This is a genomic window from Mycobacterium sp. ML4 (genome assembly GCF_054515735.1).
This window is the reverse complement of record NZ_JBTNSY010000036.1, coordinates 15,124-35,892: the sequence shown is the minus strand read 5'-3', so window position 1 is coordinate 35,892 and position 20,769 is coordinate 15,124. Positions and strand designations below refer to the sequence as shown.

23 protein-coding genes and 1 pseudogene are annotated in these 20,769 nt (G+C 65.4%); 19 read left to right on the top strand and 5 right to left on the bottom strand.

The features are described 5' to 3' along the window. Positions 1-118: 118 nt before the first annotated feature. Positions 119-1,225 (bottom strand): annotated as a pseudogene (locus ACX9NE_RS27240) (AMP-binding protein); the annotation flags it as partial. A gap of 778 nt (positions 1,226-2,003) precedes the next feature. Here ACX9NE_RS27240 and ACX9NE_RS27235 point away from each other — a divergent pair. Together ACX9NE_RS27235 and ACX9NE_RS27230 are read left to right on the top strand one after the other, a co-directional pair. Continuing rightward, positions 2,004-2,417, top strand: coding sequence for a hypothetical protein (locus ACX9NE_RS27235; RefSeq protein ID WP_459364740.1), 414 nt, complete (start codon positions 2,004-2,006; stop codon positions 2,415-2,417). A gap of 69 nt (positions 2,418-2,486) precedes the next feature. Beyond that, complete coding sequence (locus ACX9NE_RS27230) at positions 2,487-3,836, top strand: cytochrome P450 (protein ID WP_459364739.1); 1,350 nt, start codon at positions 2,487-2,489, stop codon at positions 3,834-3,836. A gap of 144 nt (positions 3,837-3,980) precedes the next feature. Here the strand turns inward: ACX9NE_RS27230 and msrA are convergent, their stop codons facing one another. Continuing rightward, positions 3,981-4,496 carry a peptide-methionine (S)-S-oxide reductase MsrA gene (msrA, locus tag ACX9NE_RS27225; RefSeq protein ID WP_459364738.1) on the bottom strand — a complete coding sequence of 172 codons (516 nt, stop codon included), beginning with the start codon at positions 4,494-4,496 and terminating at the stop codon, positions 3,981-3,983. Between the two features lie 72 nt (positions 4,497-4,568). Between msrA and ACX9NE_RS27220 the strand changes: the two genes are divergently transcribed. The 4 genes from ACX9NE_RS27220 to ACX9NE_RS27205 are packed head-to-tail and all read left to right on the top strand — an operon-like array spanning position 4,569 to position 7,334. Then, positions 4,569-5,075 carry a nuclear transport factor 2 family protein gene (locus tag ACX9NE_RS27220; RefSeq protein WP_459364737.1) on the top strand — a complete coding sequence of 169 codons (507 nt, stop codon included), beginning with the start codon at positions 4,569-4,571 and terminating at the stop codon, positions 5,073-5,075. A gap of 20 nt (positions 5,076-5,095) precedes the next feature. After that, positions 5,096-6,097 carry an NAD-dependent epimerase/dehydratase family protein gene (locus tag ACX9NE_RS27215; protein ID WP_459364744.1) on the top strand — a complete coding sequence of 334 codons (1,002 nt, stop codon included), beginning with the start codon at positions 5,096-5,098 and terminating at the stop codon, positions 6,095-6,097. A gap of 10 nt (positions 6,098-6,107) precedes the next feature. After that, entirely contained in the window at positions 6,108-6,923 is an 816-nt protein-coding gene (locus ACX9NE_RS27210) for a class I SAM-dependent methyltransferase (protein WP_459364736.1), read from the top strand. Positions 6,924-6,959: 36 nt separating this feature from the next. After that, positions 6,960-7,334 carry a DUF427 domain-containing protein gene (locus ACX9NE_RS27205; protein ID WP_459364735.1) on the top strand — a complete coding sequence of 125 codons (375 nt, stop codon included), beginning with the start codon at positions 6,960-6,962 and terminating at the stop codon, positions 7,332-7,334. Here ACX9NE_RS27205 and ACX9NE_RS27200 read toward each other — a convergent pair. Beyond that, complete coding sequence (locus ACX9NE_RS27200) at positions 7,331-7,714, bottom strand: nuclear transport factor 2 family protein (RefSeq protein ID WP_459364734.1); 384 nt, start codon at positions 7,712-7,714, stop codon at positions 7,331-7,333. The two genes, ACX9NE_RS27205 and ACX9NE_RS27200, sit on opposite strands and share 4 nt — an antisense overlap. A gap of 97 nt (positions 7,715-7,811) precedes the next feature. Here ACX9NE_RS27200 and ACX9NE_RS27195 point away from each other — a divergent pair, with 97 nt between their 5' ends. Then, entirely contained in the window at positions 7,812-8,723 is a 912-nt protein-coding gene (locus tag ACX9NE_RS27195; protein ID WP_459364733.1) for a DNA-3-methyladenine glycosylase family protein, read from the top strand. A 65-nt stretch (positions 8,724-8,788) separates the two neighbouring features. After that, positions 8,789-9,328 carry a DNA starvation/stationary phase protection protein Dps gene (gene dps, locus ACX9NE_RS27190; protein ID WP_459364732.1) on the top strand — a complete coding sequence of 180 codons (540 nt, stop codon included), beginning with the start codon at positions 8,789-8,791 and terminating at the stop codon, positions 9,326-9,328. A 78-nt stretch (positions 9,329-9,406) separates the two neighbouring features. Here the strand turns inward: dps and ACX9NE_RS27185 are convergent, their stop codons facing one another. After that, positions 9,407-10,843: a chloride channel protein gene (locus ACX9NE_RS27185; RefSeq protein ID WP_459364731.1), complete on the bottom strand. Its 1,437-nt coding sequence runs from the start codon at positions 10,841-10,843 to the stop codon at positions 9,407-9,409. An 83-nt stretch (positions 10,844-10,926) separates the two neighbouring features. On the opposite strand from ACX9NE_RS27185, the gene ACX9NE_RS27180 reads away from it, so the two are divergent. The 11 genes from ACX9NE_RS27180 (at position 10,927) to ACX9NE_RS27130 (ending at position 19,732) form a co-directional block, all read left to right on the top strand. Continuing rightward, on the top strand, positions 10,927-11,898 hold the full coding sequence (locus ACX9NE_RS27180) for a pirin family protein (protein ID WP_459364730.1): 972 nt from the start codon (positions 10,927-10,929) through the stop codon (positions 11,896-11,898). A 2-nt stretch (positions 11,899-11,900) separates the two neighbouring features. Continuing rightward, complete coding sequence (locus ACX9NE_RS27175) at positions 11,901-12,536, top strand: TetR/AcrR family transcriptional regulator (RefSeq protein ID WP_459364729.1); 636 nt, start codon at positions 11,901-11,903, stop codon at positions 12,534-12,536. A 219-nt stretch (positions 12,537-12,755) separates the two neighbouring features. Beyond that, a complete protein-coding gene (locus ACX9NE_RS27170; RefSeq protein ID WP_459364728.1) occupies positions 12,756-13,697 on the top strand; it encodes a class I SAM-dependent methyltransferase in 942 nt (313 codons plus the stop codon). A 59-nt stretch (positions 13,698-13,756) separates the two neighbouring features. Beyond that, a complete protein-coding gene (locus ACX9NE_RS27165) occupies positions 13,757-14,632 on the top strand; it encodes an SAM-dependent methyltransferase (protein ID WP_459364743.1) in 876 nt (291 codons plus the stop codon). A 119-nt stretch (positions 14,633-14,751) separates the two neighbouring features. Continuing rightward, positions 14,752-16,194, top strand: a complete 1,443-nt coding sequence (locus ACX9NE_RS27160) for an aldehyde dehydrogenase family protein (protein ID WP_459364727.1) — start codon at positions 14,752-14,754, stop codon at positions 16,192-16,194. A gap of 83 nt (positions 16,195-16,277) precedes the next feature. Then, positions 16,278-17,138 (top strand): SDR family NAD(P)-dependent oxidoreductase, encoded by an 861-nt coding sequence (locus tag ACX9NE_RS27155; RefSeq protein WP_459364726.1) that lies wholly within the window; start codon positions 16,278-16,280, stop codon positions 17,136-17,138. 5 nt (positions 17,139-17,143) lie between these two features. After that, positions 17,144-18,112, top strand: coding sequence for an NADPH:quinone oxidoreductase family protein (locus ACX9NE_RS27150; RefSeq protein WP_459364725.1), 969 nt, complete (start codon positions 17,144-17,146; stop codon positions 18,110-18,112). A 53-nt stretch (positions 18,113-18,165) separates the two neighbouring features. Beyond that, positions 18,166-18,582 carry a (R)-mandelonitrile lyase gene (locus ACX9NE_RS27145; RefSeq protein WP_459364724.1) on the top strand — a complete coding sequence of 139 codons (417 nt, stop codon included), beginning with the start codon at positions 18,166-18,168 and terminating at the stop codon, positions 18,580-18,582. Positions 18,583-18,682: 100 nt separating this feature from the next. Then, complete coding sequence (locus tag ACX9NE_RS27140) at positions 18,683-19,063, top strand: PPOX class F420-dependent oxidoreductase (protein WP_459364723.1); 381 nt, start codon at positions 18,683-18,685, stop codon at positions 19,061-19,063. A gap of 16 nt (positions 19,064-19,079) precedes the next feature. Further along, positions 19,080-19,373, top strand: a complete 294-nt coding sequence (locus tag ACX9NE_RS27135; protein ID WP_459364722.1) for a DUF427 domain-containing protein — start codon at positions 19,080-19,082, stop codon at positions 19,371-19,373. 35 nt (positions 19,374-19,408) lie between these two features. Further along, complete coding sequence (locus tag ACX9NE_RS27130) at positions 19,409-19,732, top strand: hypothetical protein (protein ID WP_459364721.1); 324 nt, start codon at positions 19,409-19,411, stop codon at positions 19,730-19,732. Positions 19,733-19,789: 57 nt separating this feature from the next. Here the strand turns inward: ACX9NE_RS27130 and ACX9NE_RS27125 are convergent, their stop codons facing one another. Next, entirely contained in the window at positions 19,790-20,764 is a 975-nt protein-coding gene (locus tag ACX9NE_RS27125) for an NmrA/HSCARG family protein (protein WP_459377746.1), read from the bottom strand. Positions 20,765-20,769 lie beyond the last annotated feature (5 nt).

Sequence of the window (20,769 nt, the reverse complement as noted above, 5' to 3'; positions counted from 1 at the left end):
CGTTGTCAGCCCCGGCGAGCAAAGCGTGGAAGGTGGCTCGGGTGTTATCGGGGTCGCCCCAGTAGCCGGCCGCCTTGCTTGGCGAGTCCACCCAGATTTCCCCGATGTGACCGTCAGGCAGCTGCGCACACAACTCGGGGTCCACGATGCGCACATCGACGTCATCGGTCGGCTGCCCGCAGCCCATCAGTATCTGGGTGTCAGGGCCTTCGGCCGCAACGGCCAGCCGCAGCGTCTCCAGCTTGGAACGGTTGACCCGCAGGCTTGAACGCCCAGAGACCGTCACCCCTACGGTGTGTTCGGCAAGCCCGTAGGCAGGACAGAACGCTTCGGGGCGCAACCCGCACCCAGCGAACGCCTGCACGAAGCGTCGGGTGGTGTCCTCGCGCACCGGCTCTGCAGCGCTCATCACCACCTGCAGCGAACTCAAATCCCAGCGTGCTCGCTGCGCCGCGGTAGTTCTGCGGACCGCCAGTTCGTAAGCGAAGTTTGGGGCGGCGGTATGGGTGGCGCGCACTCGGTCGATCACGTCAAACCACAGCGACGGCTGCTGAATGAAGGAAAGAGGCGACATCATGGTTAGCTCGCCGTTGCCGGCTAACGCGCTCAGGATGGCGCTGATGAGACCGAAGTCGTGATAGGGCGGCACCCAGCAGACCGCCCTACTGCCCAGATTCAGATTCAGATGCCGCCGGTTGAAATCGAGTTGGTGCGCCAGGTTGCCGTGGGTGATGATGACGCCTTTGGGGTCCGAGGTGGAGCCCGATGTGTATTGCAACAGGGCTGGCGTATCGGCGTTTGGCGCCCAGTCGCCAGCCGCTGCAGACCAGGATCCCAGCGAACGTTTACGGCGGCCACTGAGTCCGCGCGGGACAACTTCCCAGCGAAGGTCTTTCGGCCAGTCGACCGTGTATGTGCCGACCAGCGACTTCGCGGCGCCCAGCCACCGCGCCCGCGCATAGCTGCGACTGGTGAGGACGGCCTTGGCGCCGCAGTCATCAACCACGCGTAGGAAGCCTTCGATGGACTTATGCGGGCTGATCGGATCGGGCGGATAAACAGGCACGGGAATTGCCCCGGCGGCCATGCATCCCATCAGCGCGCGGACAAAGTCCAGGCCGGGCGGATACACCAGGAGCACACGGTCACCGGGTGCCGAAACGCTCCGCTGCCGCAGAAAGTCGGCCACCTCGCCCATCCCGGCCACCGCATCCGCGCGGCTCATCGATTCGGTCACCCGGCCGCGTTCATTGACAAAGGCGATAGCAAGTCGCTCAGGTTTTTGCACCCCGAGCCCGCGAATTCGCTCTAACAGCAGAGACATGCCTACCCACTATCTATGTTCAAGCACATATCAGTACCCACCCGGTACTTCACGACACCTTCGCCTGCTTGGAGCTACACCACCCTCGGACAGATGGCTGATTTACGGGATGAAATTTCTTCCCACTATTGGGGGAGTGCAACGCAACCGTTGGTCCGATCATCAGGTCCCAACAGTCTCGCTGTAAGTGCCGAAAAACACTCTTGCAGTTAGTCTTTCAGTTCAACGGAGCGACAGAACTGGCAACCGGCATCATTCTGCAGCCGGCTGCCGCTGAACCCGCGGAGCCGCCCAGGACTCGTTGTGCGCGCCTATAATTTCGATTTGTCCAAACCCGCGATGGCAACCTGCACTAGAGCTGAAATGGAAATGCGCGGTGCGGGTCGATTCTGGGATAGCGTCCCCAGAATTTGTGGCGTGTGAATGGAGCACTTTCTGGTGTTGCCCCCCACCGTCAGCCATTTCGGCGCTACGGCTACGGCTTGCTTGGAGGTTACGTGCACTTGGCTTTGATGCGCCCGGAAAGGAGTCGTACGCGCCGTGGACCTCGCGTGCAGGACGGCGACACCGTGGTGTCGGCGACGCCGTCGAGGACGTCTCAGCACACCCCCACGGAAGGCCGCATCGTCGGAAGCCAGCATCCGCAGTCGGGATCGCTACTGCGCTCACGGATAGCCCGATGAATGCGGTTGCTACCCGCGCATCGTTGGCGCGACGCGCGCGCCGGCCGGTGCTTACCTCGCTGGCCGCCGGCGGGGTGTACGGCGGCTGGGCCGGATTCGTCCACCATTCACTCGGTGCCCGGGTGATGCTGCATGCGGGCCTCACTCAAGCAGTGCTGAGCGTGGCCACCACTCTGGTGCTGACACTGGTGCTTGAGCGTCTGTTCCGCTGGGCGTCAAACCCGCTGCGCGGCTTCTGGTTTGCTCCCGTGTCAACGACGGCATTAGCGACGATGTGGCTGGTGGTGGGGAATGCCCTGGCAGGAACCCCGCACATCGCGCTCGCCATCGCACCATCCGTCATCGTCGGGGCCGCGGGCAGCTTCGTCTACGCCTACATCCTGCTCAGCCAAACCCGGAAGAAACGATGACCCGGTCCGAGGTTGCCGGCGCGAGCGCCTCTCTCCCAAGCCTGATGTTTCGCACACGAAAGGCGACCAATGGCAGCTGAAGCGACCATCGATCCCGTACGGCTGCCGCCGCTCGTGCCGATTCCTGGACCGATTGTGGCGACCGCGTTTCTGACCGCTCGCAAGGCCGCGGTCAAGGCTCTCGGTCGCCGCTACGGCAGCGCCTTTACTGTGCGGTTGCCGATCGTCGGTCATGTAGTCGTGTTCGGTGACCCGGCATTGATCAAAGACGTGTTGAGTGCGAAGGACGACCTGATGAGGCCGGCGTCCCACCTCGGCTCGGTGTTCGGTCCGGGCTCGACGGTCAGCCTGCACGGCGCTGAGCTCCGCCAGCGCCGCCGGCTGTTGTTGCCGCTCTTTCATGGCAGCCGGATGGGCGGCTACGAGGCCGTCGTCGAGCAGGAGGTGCTGCGCGAGACGGCGAGCTGGGTCCAGGGGCGTGAGTTCGCCACGTTGCCGTCGATGTTGAGTATCACGCTCAACACGATTCTGCGTGCGCTCTTCGGCGCTGAGGGCGCCGATGTCGAGGAACTGCGCCGCACTCTACCTGCGATGGTGGCCTTGGGCTCGTGGCTGGCGGTACTGCCGCAGTGGGCGCGCCGGGATTTTGGGCGGCTGAGTCCCGGGGCGCGGTTCGCCCGTCAGCGCCGCCATTACGACGACATCATCACTCGGTTGATCGCCCATGCGCGTCGCGACCCTGATTTCGCTCAACGCAGCGATGTGTTGTCGCTACTTCTGGCGGCCCGTTACGAAGACGGCCAGCCGATCAGTGACTTGCACATCGCTGACGAGCTGTTGACCCTGCTGGTCGCCGGCCACGAGACCATCAGCGCCACCCTGGCATGGGCCGTTGAGCGGATACGCCGTCATCCGCAGCTGCTACGCCGACTGACCGTCGAGGCCGACAGTGACGCATCGCCGCTGCTGCAGGCCACAGTGTGGGAGGTGCAACGAACCCGGCCAGTGATCCAGGGGCTCCTGCGGGTCACTCGGTCCCGGATACGCCTGGGGGAGTGGGTGATTCCGGAGGGGTGTTTGGTGGCGGTGAGTATGGTGCTGACCCACAGCGCCGAGGATAACTTTGCCCACGCCGATGTCTTCGACCCGGACCGGTTCGTGGGCGATCCGCCCGACACCTCGCTATGGGTGCCGTTCGGCTCGGGCATACACCGTTGCGTGGGCGCGGCGTTCGCCAACATGCAGATGGTTACAGTACTGCGAACGTTGTTGCGCCACTTCGAGTTCACCACCACCAATGCTGCGGGGGAGTTGACCCGTTCGCGCGGCGTGACTAGCGCACCATGGAGCGGCGGGCGCGTAGCTGTATACCGCCGCAACGTCCGGACCACCGGTGGCGCCAACGCGATATTCGTGTGAGCCCTTGGGTTCGCTGACCTGAGGGTCTGGGCGCAACGCTGCTTACGTTTCGGCCTGATTCAAGGCGCTGCGCATGTCAGGGTATTGCGTAGGAGCCGCCTTCGTTAACCTGAAGATGCACGTCGTGCTGCCATACACTCAGGCTCACTGGGTAGCGCCGGCCCGTCGGGGCAGCCTCCAACCCGGCCGCACGTAGTGGCAGGTGTATCCGTTGGGGTAGCGCAGCAGGTAGTCCTGGTGCTCGGGTTCGGCCTCCCAGAAGTCCCCCGCCGGGCTGACCTCCGTAACCACCCTGCCCGGCCACAGGCCGGACGCCTCGACGTCGGCGATGGTGTCCAGCGCGACCCGCTTCTGCTCGTCGTCGAGGTAGAAGATGGCTGAGCGGTAACTCATGCCGCGGTCGTTGCCCTGCCGGTTCTTGGTGGTCGGGTCGTGGATCTGGAAGAAGAACTCCAGCAGGGTGCGGTAGTCGGTAACCGAGGGGTCGAACACGATCTCCACCGCCTCGGCATGCGTGCCGTGATTGCGGTACGTGGCGTTGGGTACGTCGCCACCGCTGTAGCCGACCCGCGTGGAGATCACGCCGGGTTGCTTGCGGATCAGGTCCTGCATGCCCCAGAAGCAACCGCCGGCGAGGATCGCCTTCTGTGTGTTCGTCATTGCTGTCCTCCTAACCGGCCCGGGGCCGGTGACGCCCCCAGGCTACACTCCGCCGGTGAGGTCTAACGGCTCGTGAGCGGCCCGGAATTCCCCAAAAGTGAACTGGCGGCGGCCTTCGCGCAGTTCGAACGGACCGTCGCCTGGGCAGCCGAAACGCACGACTGGGACGCCTGGGTGCAGCACTACACACCCGACGTCGAGTACGTCGAGCACGCGGCGGGCGCCATGCACGGGCGCGACGAGGTTCGCACCTGGATCGAACGGACGATGACCACCTTCCCGGGCAGCCACATGGTGGAGTTTCCGTCGTTGTGGTCGGTCATCGACGAGCCCACCGGGCGGATCATCATGGAACTCGACAACCCGATGCGCGACCCGGGCGACGGCAGCGTGATCAGCGCGACGAACATCTCGATCATCACCTACGCCGGCGACGGCCTGTGGCGCCGCCAGGAAGACATCTACAACCCGCTGCGCTTCGTGCAGGCTGCGCTGAAATGGTGTCGTAGGGCGCAGGAACTCGGCACCCTGGATGACGACGCCGCCGCCTTCATGAAGCAGTACGGGGTCGCGCAGTGAGCGGTAAGCCCAAGCTGGTCATGGGCGCCAACGGTTTTCTGGGTTCGCACGTGACCCGGTTGCTGGTCGAGGACGGCCATGACGTCCGCGTGATGGTGCGGCCAACCGCCAACACCCGCGCGATCGACGATCTCGAGGTCACGAGGTTTCACGGCGACATCTTCGACGCCGCCACGGTGCGCGAAGCCATGGACGGTTGCGACGACGTCTACTACTGCGTAGTGGACACCCGCGCCTGGCTGCGCGACCCGGCGCCGCTGTTCCGCACCAACGTCGAGGGCCTGCGCAATGTGCTCGAGGTGGCCAAAGACCTTGAGCTGCACCGCTTCGTCTTCACCAGCACCTACGCATCGGTGAATCGCAGGCACGGGCACGTCGCCACCGAAGCCGACCGGATCGGCTCCCGCAAGGTCACTCCCTACGTCCGGTCGCGCGTTCAGGCCGAGGACCTGGTGATGCGCTACGTCGCCGACTACGGACTACCGGCTGTAGCGATGTGCGTGTCCACCACATACGGCAGCGGGGATTGGGGGCGCACGCCGCACGGCGCGTTCATCGCGGGTGTTGTCTTCGGCAAGCTGCCGTTCCTGATGAGCGGCATCCAGCTGGAGGTGGTGGGGGTTGACGACGCCGCCCGGGCCATGATTCTGGCCGCCGAGCGGGGCCGCAACGGCGCGAAGTATCTGATCTCCGAGCGCATGATCGCCCTGACCGACGTCGTGCGCATCGCGGCCGACGAGGCCGGGGTCCGGCCACCGCAGCGGTCGATCCCGGTGCCGGTGCTCTATGCCCTGGGCGCGCTGGGCAGCTTCCGGGCCCGGCTCACCGGCAAGGACGCCGAACTCAGCCTCGACTCGGTGCGGATGATGCGGGCCGAAGCCCCGGTCGACCACACCAAGGCGGTTCGCGAGTTGGGCTGGAAACCCCGACCGGTGGAGGAATCTATCCGCGAGGCGGCCCGATTCTGGGCCGGCATGCGCAAGGCCGGCAAGAAGAGTAGCGAGACCGCCGCACCGGAATAAGCTCGCGGCAATGGAACGTATCCGCGTTGACCTCAACGGGCCGCCCCAGACGATGCTGGCGACGCTGTACGCGAAGGCGCTCGACGCCGACTCGCCGAAGTCGATCCTGCGCGACGAGTACGCGAAGGCGGCCGTGGCGCGCATCGACTACGACTGGGCCGCAACGACTATCACGGCACGGCGGGCCCCGTCGATAGCGGTGCGCAGCGCTCATTTCGACAACTGGGCGCGTCAGTTCCTGGCGGCCAACCCCGAAGCGACGGTGCTGCACGTCGGGTGTGGCCTGGATGCCAGGGTCCATCGACTCGATCCCGGCCCGGGCGTGCGATGGTACGACATCGACTATCCGGCGGTGATCGAGCTGTACGAGCGGCTCTACCCCCCACGCGAGCACTGCCGGACGGTCGCGGCGTCGGTGACCGACCCGCAGTGGCTGGCCGAGATACCGGCCGACCGTCCCACGCTGTTTCTGGGTGAGGGTTTGACGATGTACCTCACCAAGGACGACGGGCTGGCCCTGCTGCGCCGGGTGGTCGACCGATTCCCTTGCGGTGAACTGCAATTCGACGCCTTCAACACCTTCGGGATCCGCACCCAGGTGATCAACTCGGTGGTCCGCCGCTCCGGTTCGACGCTGTACTGGGGAATTGACGGACCGGCCGACATCCTGGACGCGGTTCCGGGCGTGCGGCTGGTGGCATGGGAATCGGTGTTCGGCAGCGACACCTTTGATTTAGTCCCGCCAATCGTCCGGTGGATTGGCCGGTTGATGGCGCGGGTGCCGGTGTTGCGGACGATGGCGCAGTATCACCGTTATGCCTACTGACGGGAATGCCGCCGCGCCGGTGGCGTTGCACTTGACATGAGCCATCCCGAAATCAAGGAACCCAACGCGGGTCACCCAATCACAATCGAGCCGACGGCCGGCCGGGTCCAGGTCCGCGTCAACGGAGAACTGGTCGCGGACACCACCGCCGCCTTGGGGCTGCAGGAGGCCACTTTGCCTCTGGTGCAATACATTCCGTTGGCCGACGTGGCGCAAGAACGGCTCACGCGGACCAACACCAGCAGCTATTGCCCGTTCAAGGGCGAAGCCAGCTACTACAGCGTGACGACCTCGTCCGGTGACACGGTCAAGGACGCGATCTGGACCTACGAACAGCCCTACCCCGCGGTCGCGGCGATCGCCGGGCACGTCGCGTTCTACCCGAACAAAGCAGAGATCACGGTCAGTTAGGGAAATACCCGCGCCAGCGCTTGGGTGTCGGTGTACTCGCGAAGCGACACGATCATCCCGTCGCGGGTGTCGAATATGCAGACGAAGGGGCTGTCGTACTCGGTGCCGTCGGCGGTGGCGCCGTAAACCTGCCCCTCGACCACCACCGTTTCGCCCTCGTTGACGCAGCGGCGCAGATCGATGTTGATCTCGAAGACCTGTTTGCGCCGCTCGATGACGCGTCGCATGGTCTCCTTGTTCCACTCTTCGCGCGTGATGATGGTCCAGTAGGTGAAGTCATCGCTGAGCAGTTGAAAGCCCTCGTCAAGGTCTCCGCCCTCGCACATGCTCTGCAGGAACATCCACGCCAATTCGGCCTGCGGGTCATCAAAAGGCGTCATCATGGCGTCATCACAGGCCCATCCTGTCCCGCGGGACAGTTGACGGTCAATTGACGCGGCCGTCGGTCGGTGGGCTGCGGTAGGAAGAATCATCGAGGTGGAGATCGCACGAGACGTCACATTTCCCGGAGCCGGCGGCTTCGGACATACGTTGGCGCCGTTGCGGAGGGGCCGCGGTGACCCGTGTTTCCGGGCACCCGGCGACGGCACCATCTGGCGGACCAGCCTGCTGCCCAGCGGTCCGGTCACGGCACGGATCAGCCGCGTGGGTCGCGACACCGCCCGCTGCCAGGCTTGGGGAGCCGGTGCGGCGGAGTTCGTCGAGCTGTTTCCGGCGATGCTGGGCGCCGATGACGACGCGTCGGGTTTCCAGCCGCAGGAGCCGACGGTGGCGGCCGCCCACCGCAAGGTGCCCAACCTGCGTCTGGGCCGCACCGGCCAGCTGCTGGAAGCGTTGATCCCGGCGGTGATCGAGCAGCGGGTGCCGGGCGCCGACGCGTTCCGGTCCTGGCGGGTGCTGGTCACCAAGTACGGCACGCCGGCGCCGGGGCCGGCGCCCGACGGCATGCGGGTGCTGCCGTCGGCACAGGCGTGGCGGCACATCCCCTCGTGGGAGTTCCACCGCGCCAACGTCGATCCCGGGCGGGCGCAGACGGTGGTGGTTTGCGCGCGACGTGCTTCGTCGCTGGAGCGACTGGCGTCGCTGCCGCCGGCTCAGGCGCGAGAGGCGTTGATGTCACTGCCCGGTGTCGGTGTGTGGACCGCGGCTGAGACCGCGCAACGCGCACTCGGTGATGCCGATGCCCTTTCGGTTGGCGACTACCACGTCCCCAAAATGATCGGCTGGACGTTGATCGGCCGGCCGGTCGACGACGCCGGGATGCTCGAGTTGCTCGAGCCGATGCGGCCGCACCGGCACCGGGTAGTCCGGGTCCTGGAAGCCAGCGGCCTGGCCTATGAACCGCGCCGAGGTCCCCGCCTGCCGGTGCAGCAGATCCATTCGCTCTGAGGATTAGCGAATGCCCGTACGGGTACCCGCAGAATGGACACCAAACGAACTCCAAGGGGAAACCGATGACGCAGTTCACAATTCCGGGGCTCACCGACAAGCACGGGGCGCGGCTCGCTGAAATACTGCAACGGCAGCTCAGCACTTACAACGATTTGCACTTGACGCTCAAGCACATTCACTGGAATGTCGTGGGCCCCAACTTCATCGGCGTGCACGAGATGATCGACCCCCAGGTCGAGGCCGTCCGGGGCTTTGCCGATGATGTGGCCGAGCGCATCGCGGCGCTGGGTGCCTCGCCCAAGGGCACGCCCAACGCGATCATCAATGACCGGGATTGGGATGATTACTCGGTTGGCCGCGACACGGTCCAGGCTCACCTGGCCGCGCTGGACCTCGTCTACACCGGTGTGATCGAGGACATTCGCAAGGCGATTGACGAGACCGACGAACTCGACCAGGTCACTCAGGACATGTTGATCGGTCAGGCCGGACAACTGGAGAAATTCCAGTGGTTCGTCCGGGCGCATTTGGAGAGCGCCGGCGGGAAGCTGGACCACGAGGGTGCTACGTCCGAGAAGGGTGCCGCGGACGCCGCGCGATAGCGGCAGCAGGTGCAGACGCGCCGAACCTGATCTGACGGCGAAAAATCGCGAAATCTTCGCCCTGACGTTCGGCAAAAGTCAGTTTTCGGCCAACCCGCCAGGCGCCCGATCGGCGCGCTCGGCTTCGGCCGACGCTCGGTCCAGGCGCTGCGCCTCGTAGATGGTCACGTTGGTGCGCGACATCAGCAGTGACGCGATGCCGACGGCCAGAATCGCTCCTGGTACTACGGAGAACGAGCCTGTCATCTCGGCGACCATGATCATGATCGCCAGTGGGGCACGGGCGACGCTGCCGAAGCACGCCATCATCCCGACCACCACGAAGATCCCCGGTTGCTCGGGCACCCCGGGCAGCCCGGCCAAGTCGCCGAGCCGCCACACGGCCGCGCCGACGAAGGCGCCGATCACGATCCCCGGTCCGAACAGGCCGCCCGATCCGCCGGAGCCGATGGACAAGCAGGTGGCGATGATCTTCGCGACGGGGAGCACAACGATGATCCACAGCGGGATGGCCAGCAGCGAGTCGCGAGCTGCGGCCAGTTGTGCCCACCCATAGCCGCTGCTCAGAATTTGCGGGATCACTAGCCCGAGCAATCCGACCAGCAACCCGCCCGCCGCGGGCTTGAGAATGGGCCCGCCGGGCAACCGGTGCACGAGCACCACCGTGCTGTGAAAGGCGCGCGCATACAGGTACCCGGTGCCGGCCGCGGCCAGTCCGATCACCACGAACCACAGCAGCGGCCAGGCGCGCTCGAACCGGTACTCGGCGTCGATGAACCCGAACAGCGGGTCGAAACCGAGAAAGGATCCGAGCACCGCGTATGCGGTACCCGACGTGATGAAGCCGGGCAGCAGGCAGCGGTAGTCGAAGTCGTCGCGGTAGGGGATGGAGGCCGCCAGCACCGCCCCGCCCAACGGAGCGGCGAAGATGGCCCCGATGCCCGCCCCGATTCCGAGCGCTACCGCGATCCGGCCGTCTTCATCGGACAGGCCCAGTCGCCGGGTCAGCAATGAGGAGAAGCCGGCCGAGATCTGAGCCGTCGGACCTTCTCGCCCCGCCGAGCCGCCGGAACCGATGGTCAACGCACTGGCCACCAGCTTCACGAAGACAGCCCGCGCCCGGATGGCGCGGGGATCGGTGTGCACCGCCTCGATGGCCTCGTCGGTGCCGTGGCCGGTCGCCTCCGGCGCGAACCTGGCCACGACGAACGCCGAGAGCAACGCCCCGCCCGTTGTCACCAGCGGAATGGCCCACGCCCGGACGAATCCCGCAGAGCCGCGGCTGCCTCCCTCGCCCTGCGGAGTGGGGACGTGATAACCCGCCAGGTAACCGAGCAGAAACTCGCCGGTGTACTTCAGGGCCAGGTAGAAAACGACGGCGCCGAACCCGGAGATGACACCGATGGTCGTACCCAGCAGGAACCACTTGCGCAGGTAGCCAGCGTTCCTGATGGAGGCACCGAACCGGCCACCGGCGGACTCGGGCGGCGCCTCCTGCGGCTCCTCCTCCGGCATGTTCGGGAGGGTAACAGCTTCTCGCGCGGGAATAAGCGGACTGTAGTCCGGTTATACCGTTAACTCGATTTGAGGAGGCGCAGATGCCCGCTATCACCGCAGACACCCTTAGGTTGCCGAGAGTCGGTTCCGCTTTGCCCGCAGACACCGAACGACCCGTCCGATCGGTCACCACCGGCCCCCGGGGCTACGAAGGGCTGGGTTTCCCGGTGGTCCGTGCCTTCGCGGGGGTCAGCACCGCCGCTCTGGACCCGTTCATTCACATGGATCAGATGGGCGAGGTCGAATACGCACCGGGTGAGCCGCGCGGTACCGACTGGCATCCGCACCGCGGCTTCGAAACCGTCACGTACATGATCGACGGAAAATTCGCTCATCAGGACTCGCACGGTGGCGGAGGCCTGATCGGCGACGGGGCGACACAGTGGATGACGGCCGGATCGGGAATCCTGCACATCGAGACCCCACCCGCTGAGATGGTCACCAGCGGCGGCCTCTTCCACGGTGTCCAGTTGTGGGTGAACCTGCCAAAACGTGACAAGTTCGCCGCACCTCGGTACCAGGCCATCGACGGCACCGACGTGACGCTGCTGTCATCCGGCGACGGCGGAGCGCTGATCCGCCTGATCGCGGGCGACATCGGCGGGCACCGCGGACCCGGAGCCACTCACACGCCGATCACAATGGCCCACGCGACTATCGAACCTGGTGCGCGCCTCAACATCCCGTGGAGCCCCGACTTCAATGCCCTGGTATACGCACTGTCCGGGCAGGGCACGGTCGGCCCGGTCGGCCACCCCGTCAGGCAGGGCCAGCTCGCGGTCCTGGGACCGGGAGACCGGATCACGGTGGCTGCAGACCCGGATAGGACGCCGGCGCTGGACGTGTTGCTCTTGGGTGGGCGACCGATCCGGGAGCCGGTGTTCCACTACGGACCGTTCGTGATGAACACCCGTGCCGAGGTCATCGAGGCGTTGGAGGACTACCAAGCTGGCAAGTTCCGTAGCATCCCGCCGAACGCTCTGATGCCGCACCATGGCGGTGGCACACTCTAGGGATGCCTCAACTGGCTAGTCGGGGGCCCGGGCGCCCTCCTGCGGCTAAAGCCGATGACACACGAAAGCGGATTGTGCGCGCCGCGCGTCAGGTCTTCAGCGAGCGTGGATATGACGGGGCGACGTTCCAGGCGATCGCGGTCCGTGCCGATCTGACCCGGCCGGCGATCAATCATTACTTCGCCAGCAAGCGGGTGCTCTACACCGAAGTGGCAGACCGGACCAACGATCTCGTCGTCACTGCCGGGATCGAACGCGCTCGCTGCGAGGCGACCCTCGCCGGACGGCTCGCCGCCTTCATCGCAGTGGCAATGGAAGCGGACGCCCACAATCCGGGTACAGCGGCCTTCTTGGCCACCGCCGTGCTGGAGTCCCAGCGTCATCCCGAATTGCAGCGGGAAGACAACGACGCGGTGCCGACCACCCGGGAATTCCTGGTGTCGTCGGTCAACGAAGCCATCGCAAGCGGCGAACTGGCTCCGGATACCAACGCGGGCGCCCTGGCTGAGGCGTTGCTGATGATTCTTTGCGGCGTGGGGTTCTATTCCGGTTTTGTGGGAAGTTACCCGGAAGTGGAAAACATCCTCGGAACCCTGCGGCAGTTGATCGCGGGCAGCCTGTGGAGGACACAGGTCTGAGCGGCGGTGACCTGATGCACAAAGCGTATAGGTTGCCTAACTTATTAGGTAGCATGGCCGGGACATGGCTGATCTCGATTCGCCCTCGCTACGGACGGCCGGCGCCGGCTGGCATATGTGTGTGCCGTGGAGACCGCCGGGCCCTATCACGGGCCGACCGGTACCGCACGACCTGATTGAGAAAGCTGTTACCAGCAGACTTATCCGAGGAGTACGCGAATGAGCACACTGCGAAGCCACGACGACAGTTGGGACATCAGAACCAGCGTCGGTGCCACGGCGGTGATGGTCGCCGCGGCCCGGGCCGTGGAAACCGAACAGCCTGACGCGATGATTCGCGACCCGTACGCCAAGTTGCTCGTGACCAACGCCAATGCGGGCGTGTTGTGGGAGGCGATGCTCGACCCGGCCGTCGCGGCGAAGGTCGAGACGCTGGACGCCGAAGCCGCCGCGATGGTCCGGCACATGCGCGGTTACCAGGCCGTCCGCACGAACTTCTTCGACAACTTCTTCGCCGATGCCGTCGCAGCGGGCATCCGGCAGGTGGTCATACTGGCGTCGGGTCTGGACTCGCGTGCCTACCGGCTGGACTGGCCGGCCGGCACCACTGTTTTCGAAATCGACCAGCCGCAGGTGCTGGAGTACAAGTCCACGACCCTGGCCGACAACGGTGTGACGCCGTCGGCCGACCGCCGCGCGGTGGCCGTCGATCTTCGGCAGGACTGGCCGGCCGCGTTGCGCGAGGCCGGGTTCGACACCGGTGCCCGGACGGCGTGGCTGGCCGAGGGCCTGCTGATGTATCTGCCCGCCGAGGCTCAGGACAGGTTGTTCGCCTTGATCGGTGAACTGAGTCCCGCGGGTAGCCGGGTCGCCGCCGAAACCGCGGCCTCGCACGCGGATGAGCGGCGCGAGCAGATGCGGGCGCGGTTCAAGAAGATCGCCGAGGAGATCGGTCTCGAGGAGACGATTGACGTCGGCGAGCTGATGTACCGCGACGAACATCGCGCGCCGGTCGCCGACTGGCTCAACGACCACGGCTGGCGGGCAACCGCCGTCGGTTCGGCAGCCGAGATGCAGCGACGGGGGCGCTGGGTCGCCGAGGTCCCGATGGCCGATGACAAAGACGCCTTCTCCGAGTTCGTGACGGCGGAGCGACTGTAGTGCCGCGCACCGCGGACGATTCCTGGGACATTGCGACAAGCGTCGGTGCCACCGCGGTGATGGTTGCGCTGGCCCGAGCCGCCGAGACCGCGAGCGACGCCCCGCTGATCAGGGACGAGTTCGCAGAGCTTCTGGTCTCGACGCCGGAGCTGGCAGGCGTTCGCGAGCAGGTCGCCGCATGGTGGACACCGGAGCCGGACAACGGACCGGAGGGGGACGGCGCCTACACCGTGGACTCCCAGCAGATGATCGATTACCAGGCCGTCCGCACGCATTTCTTTGACGCGTACTTCGCCGATGCCGCCGCATCCGGTATCCGCCAGGTGGTGATTCTGGCGGCCGGGCTGGATTCCCGGGCCTACCGGCTGGATTGGCCGGCAGGTGCCGCGGTCTACGAGATCGACCTGCCGAAGGTGCTGGACTACAAGGCGCAGACGCTGGCCGGCCACGGCGCAACCCCCCGCGCCGAGCGTCGGGCGGTGGCCGTCGACCTGCGCCACGACTGGCCGCAAGCGCTGCGCGATGCCGGGTTCGACGCCGACGGCCCGACGGCTTGGCTGGCCGAGGGGCTATTGCCGTTCCTGCCTGCCGAGGCGCAGGAGTCCATGTTCGCCTCGGTCGACGCGCTGAGCGGGCCGGGCAGCCGGGTCGCCGTGGAGATCTTCGGCGTCGACGCGCGGCGGCGTCAGGAGGCCCAGGAGCGGTGGGCGCAGTTGCGGGCCAGGCGTGCAGCGCGCGGTGAAGACGTCTCTTTCGATCCGTTCGATCTGTGGTTCGACGACCAGGGCCGACCGGATCCGGCCGACTGGTTCGCCGCACACGGTTGGGCCACCGAATCGGTCAGCGCCCGCGCGGAGGCGATCCGGTTGGGCCGGCCGCCTCAGGCTGACGAGGGGCCGTTCCAGAACGGCTTCGTGGTCGCAAACAAGTCCTGACCGGATCTTTCCGGTTGCCGTCCTATTGCAGTCAGGGCCGGATGACTAGGATCGCGGTTATCACCGATGAGCGACCGCGCGCGTCCGGCTGCGGGCACCTCGGGGAAGGAAGGACAACGATGACCACCGATTCCCTGCCGAAGTCCGCAACCACGCCCGCCAATGGGCATGCGGCCACTCAACCGAGCGTCGCCGATACCGTGGCCCGACTCCGTAAGACCTTCGCCACCGGCCGCACCCGCAGTTATGAGTGGCGCAAACAGCAGCTGCAGCAGTTGCAGAAGCTGACCGAGGAGAACGAACCCGCTATCGCCGCTGCCCTGGCTGAGGACCTGGACCGCAATCAGGTCGAGGCATTCATCGCCGACATCGCCACCACCGCGGGTGAGGCCAAGTACGCGGCCAAGAAGCTCAAGAAGTGGATGCGCCGCAAGTACCTGCTGCTGGAGGCGCCCCAGCTGCCGGGCCGGGGCTGGGTGGAGTACGAGCCGTACGGCACCGTGCTGATCATCGGCGCATGGAACTACCCGTTCTATCTGACACTGGGCCCCGCCGTCGGAGCGCTGGCCGCCGGTAACGCGGTCATCCTCAAGCCCTCCGAACTGGCACCCGCCTCGTCGCATCTGATGGCAGAGCTGGTGCCCAAGTACCTGGACAACGACGCGGTTGCGGTGGTCGAGGGCGACGGCATGGTGAGTCAGGAGCTGATCGCGCAGGGACTTGACCGGGTGATGTTCACCGGCGGCACCGAGATCGGCCGCAAGGTCTACCAGGGCGCCGCACCCCATCTGACCCCGGTCACGCTGGAACTGGGTGGCAAGAGTCCGGTGGTGGTGGCCGCCGATGGTGACGTAGAGGTCGCAGCCAAGCGGATCGCCTGGCTAAAGATCCTCAACGCGGGCCAGACCTGCGTCGCACCCGACTACGTGCTGGCAGACGCGTCGATCCGCGACGAATTGGTGGAGAAGATCGGCGCCGCGATCACCAAGTTTCGCTCCAAGGACAACCCGACCGGGATGCGCATCGTCAACGAGCGGCAGTTCAACCGGCTCAGTGGCTACCTCTCGGAGGCGGAATCCGACGGCACCTCGAAGGTCGCCGTCGGCGGCAAGTGCGACCCGTCCAGTCTGCGCATCCAGCCCACCGTGGTCGTCGACCCGGCTCAGGACGGGCCGTTGATGCAGAACGAGATCTTCGGGCCGATCCTGCCGGTGCTCACCGTCAAGAACCTGGACGAGGCGATCGCCTTCATCAACGCCCGGCCCAAGCCGCTGTCGGCGTACCTGTTCACCAAGTCGAAGGCGACCCGCGAACGCTTCATCAAAGAGGTGCCGGCCGGCGGCATGCTGATCAATCACCTCGCCTTCCAGGTGTCGACGGCCAAACTGCCGTTCGGCGGTGTCGGCTCCTCGGGTATGGGTGCCTATCACGGAAAGTGGGGCTTCGACGAGTTCAGTCACCGCAAGTCGGTGTTGACCAAGCCGACCCGCCCCGACTTCTCCAGCATGATCTATCCGCCCTACACCGAGCGGGCTTTCAAGCTGGCGCGCAAGCTCTTCTAGCCCGAATTTCGTCTGCGCCGGCACCGGGTCCCTGGTGCTGGCGCTTCACCCTGATAGCCAGCAGACCAGTAGAGAGGAACCTGATGCCCGGAGTGCAGGATCGCGTCGTCGTCGTCACCGGTGCCGGTGGAGGACTTGGCCGCGAATACGCCCTCACCCTGGCCCGCGAGGGCGCCAGCGTCGTCGTCAACGACCTCGGTGGTGCCCGCGACGGTACGGGCGGCGGATCGGCGATGGCCGACCAGGTGGTCGCGGAGATCCGGGACGGCGGGGGACGTGCGGTCGCGAACTACGACAGCGTCGCCGAGGCCGACGGTGCCGCCAACATCATCAAGACCGCGCTCGACGAATTCGGGACCGTGCACGGCGTGGTGAGCAACGCCGGGATCCTGCGCGACGGCACCTTCCACAAGATGACGTCGGAGAACTGGGACGCCGTCCTCAAGGTGCACCTCTACGGTGGATACAACGTGATCCGCGCCGCGTGGCCGCACTTCCGGGAGCAGAGCTACGGCCGTGTCGTGGTCGCGACCTCCACCAGTGGGTTGTTCGGCAACTTCGGCCAAACCAACTACGGCGCGGCGAAACTCGGACTGGTCGGGCTGATCAACACGCTGGCACTCGAAGGCGCAAAATACAACATCCACTCCAACGCCGTCGCTCCGATCGCGGCTACCCGGATGACCGAGGACATCATGCCAAAGGAGGTGCTGGAGAAGCTGACGCCGGAGTTCGTCGCGCCGGTGGTGGCTTACCTGTGCACCGAGGAGTGCCCGGACAACGCCTCGGTGTTCGTGGTCGGCGGCGGCAAGGTACAACGCGTGGCGCTGTTCCAGAATGAGGGGGTCAATTTCGACAAGCCGCCGACCGTTCAGGATGTGGCCGATCACTGGGGCGAGATCACCGACCTGTCAGCGACGCAAAAAGCTGGATTCAAGCTCTAACTTTCATGAAAGCCGCGGTCGTACAGGAGCTTTCAGGCCCGTCCGGCATTATCTACGGCGATATCGACGACGTACCCGATAACAGTGGCAACATCGTCATCGAGGTACGCGCGGCCGGCGTGTGTTTTCCGGATCTGCTTCTGACCAAAGGCAAGTATCAGCTGAAGTTGCCGCCGCCCTTCGTGCCGGGCATGGAATGCGCCGGTGTGGTGCGGTCGGCGCCGTCCGACTCGGGTTTCCGTGTCGGGGAACGCGTTTCGGGGTTCGGTGTGCTGGGCTGCTATGCCGAGCAAGTAGCCGTCCCGGTGTCCAACGTGATTCGCAGTCCCGATGAACTCGACGACGCCGAAGCGGTGTCGCTGCTGGTGAACTACAACACCATGTATTTCGCGCTGTCGCGCCGGGCTGTCATGCGCCCGGGCCAAACCGTGCTGGTTCTGGGTGCGGCCGGCGGGGTGGGCACCGCCGCTGTGCAGATCGCCAAGGCGATGGGCGCCAGCCAGGTGATAGGTGTGGTGCACCGTGAAACGGCTCTCGATTACGTCACCGCGCTGGGCGCCGATCAGGTGCTGCATCTGGCGGACGGCTGGGTGGAGCGGGTTCGCGGGTTCACCAACGGGCAAGGTGTCGACATCGTGGTGGATCCGATCGGCGGACGCACCTTCGACGACGCCATTCAGGCGCTGGCGATCGACGGTAAATTGCTGGTGATCGGATTCGCTACGGGCAGCGTCCCGACACTGACGGTCAACCGGTTGATGCTGCGTAACATCGGCGTGCTGGGCGTGGCATGGGGCGAATACCTGAACAAGGTCCCCGGGTCCGCGGTGCTGTTCTCCTCGGGCCTCAACCAGCTGGTGTCACTCGGGCTGAAACCGCCTCCGCCGCAGCGTTATCCGCTGTCGGAAGCCCGCGCCGCGCTGCAGTGCCTGGACGACGGCGGCGTGCTCGGGAAAGTTGTGCTAGAACCCTAGGCCGCGCGTCCCTATCCTCTATACCGGTAACTTTCACCGGAGGAGGGCAGGTCATGCACGAACACGAGCCGGAAATGCAGATCACTCATGAGGGCGATCGCCCGACCATGCACGGGCCGGTGCAGTTCTTCACCGGCGACGTCACCTTGAAGCAACTCTTCGGGCCGGCTGGTTCCTCGAAAGCCCATGGCGGACAACTCACTTTCGCCGCAGGTGCTCGCAGCGTCTGGCACACGCACCCAGCGGGACAACGGCTGATCGTCACCGAGGGGACCGGGTGGGTGCAGCAGTGGGGTGGCGCCAGGCACCGGATCAAGCCGGGAGACGTGATCTGGACCCCCGCCGGGATCAAACACTGGCACGGAGCCACCTCCAGCTCAGCGATGACCCACATCGCCATTCAGGACGAGGTCGACGGTCGTTTCGTCGATTGGCTGGAACAGGTCAGCGACGAGGAATACCTTGGCTGAGCATCATTGACCGGCAAGGCTGTTCGCTCCTACACTGGCGCCACTCCGCTTCGTTTTCTGTCCCGGACCCCCCGCCCACCCGAGCTAAGGAGCAACGCCGATGGCGGTATTCACCGACACCGAACTCGAGTACATGTCCACCCAACGGCTCGGTCGGCTCGGGACGGTGACCCCCAAGGGATCCCCGCAAGTCCGGCCGGTCCGATTCACGTACAACGCCGAACTGGACACCATCGACATCGGCGGGAAAGCGATGGCGGGAAGTCGCAAACTGCGAAACGTGGAAGACAATCACAAAGTGTCGTTGGTGCTCGATGACCTCGCCAGCATCGATCCCTGGCATCCGCGCGGGCTGGAGATCCGTGGGGAAGGTGAGGCGCTGTCCACCGACAATGGTGCCATGATCCGTATCCATCCGCGGCGAGTCCTGGCGTGGGGGCTGGATCCCGCGACTCCGAAGCTGCAAGCGCGCAACGTGTGATCCGGTTGCTGTCAACATGATTCGAGCCGTATGGAATGGCGCGGTGCTCGCCGAAGCGCCGCGCACCGTTCGGGTGGAGGGCAACCATTACTTCCCGCCGGAGTCGTTGCGACGCGAGTACCTCACCGAGAGCAAGACCGAGTCGCTGTGCCCGTGGAAGGGCATGGCGCACTATTACGACGTGACAGTGGACGGGCATGTCAATGCCGACGCCGGCTGGTACTACCCGAAACCAAGCCTGCTGGCGCGCAAGATCAAGGATCATGTCGCGTTCTGGCGCGGGGTGCAGATAGAAGGCGAGCGGGAATAAAGCTTTCCGAGGTACGCCGGTCCACCGACGTGCCGATGTGGCGGATCGGCGTCGTCGGCGGGACGGTCGGCATCCTGTGCTGTGTCGGCCCGGCTGCCCTCGCGATGATCGGAGTCATTAGCGCCGCAACGGCGTTCGTGTGGGCGAACAATCTGTATGACAATTACGCGTGGTGGTTCCGGCTTGGTGGTCTGGCCGTGCTGGTGCTGCTGGTGTGGTGGACGCTTCGCCGCCGCGACCAGTGCAGCATCGCCGGAGTGCGGCGGGCGCGCTGGCGGTTGTTGGGCGTGCTTGCCATCGCCGTCGGTACCTACGCCGGCTTGTACGCGCTGACCACTTGGCTTGGTCGCTTCGCGTGAGTGCTGGCCCGAAATTTCTGATTGGGAGCATTTGCAGATTCAGACGATCCGATGTCGTCAGACGCGCCCGATGTGAGCGGCATTTTCTTGCAGCCACTGCTCAAAGGTCTGGACCTCGGGACTAAGTGACCGGGTGAACTCCGGATCGTGGAAAGCGCAGTACTCCTCTTCGCAGTCGGCGTAGTACTGGAACATGTTGCCGATGTCGTCGGCGCCCGGAAAATCGAAGGACCGGAAAACGTCGGGGGTGACGGCGTTATAGACGACGTCTTCGCGCAGCGCGCGGCTCATCGCGGCTGCCATCTGCGCACCGGTCAGTTGCTCCCCGGCGATGCCGATCGACTTGCCGATGAACTCTTCGCCGCGTTGGAATACGGCGTAGGCACACTTGCCGATGTCTTCGGCGGCGATTCCGGCGAGCTTCTTGTCGCCCATCGGCAGAGTAAGCGCCAACCTGCCGTCCGATCCTCTCGTGGGCGCCAGCATCGTGAGGAAGTTGTCCCAATAAGCCGGTGGGTGCTGGAATGTCGTGGGAACACCAAGGTCGCGGAAGTACTTGTTGGCCTCCGCCTTGACATCGAAGTGCGGGACTTTGTACTTGCCCATCAACGTCGGCATCCGGTCGTCGTCGAGCGGAATCTGCAGACGGGTGTCCTCCAACGTCGACCAAATTACGTGCGACAACCTGGCTTCTTTGGCCGCATGGGCCACGGCGCGGATTTGAGCGTCCTCAATGGCCGGATCCATATGTTGCCAGTAGTCGGTCACGCAGTAGGCGCCGTAGGCTCCGGTGAAGGCAGAAGTCAACGAAGCGACATCATTCATGTCCGCTGCCACCACTTCCGCACCGGCCGCGCCCAATGCTCGCGCCTTTGCGCCGTCGGGATTGCGGGTGATGGCGCGCACCTCAAATTTTCCAGCCGCCTGCGCCCCGGACTCTGCACCGCTTTGCTGCGCATCGAGGATCGCACGGGCCAGTCCACCACCCTGCGAACCGGTTGCTCCGGTGACCGCGATGATCTTCTTTGCCATATCTG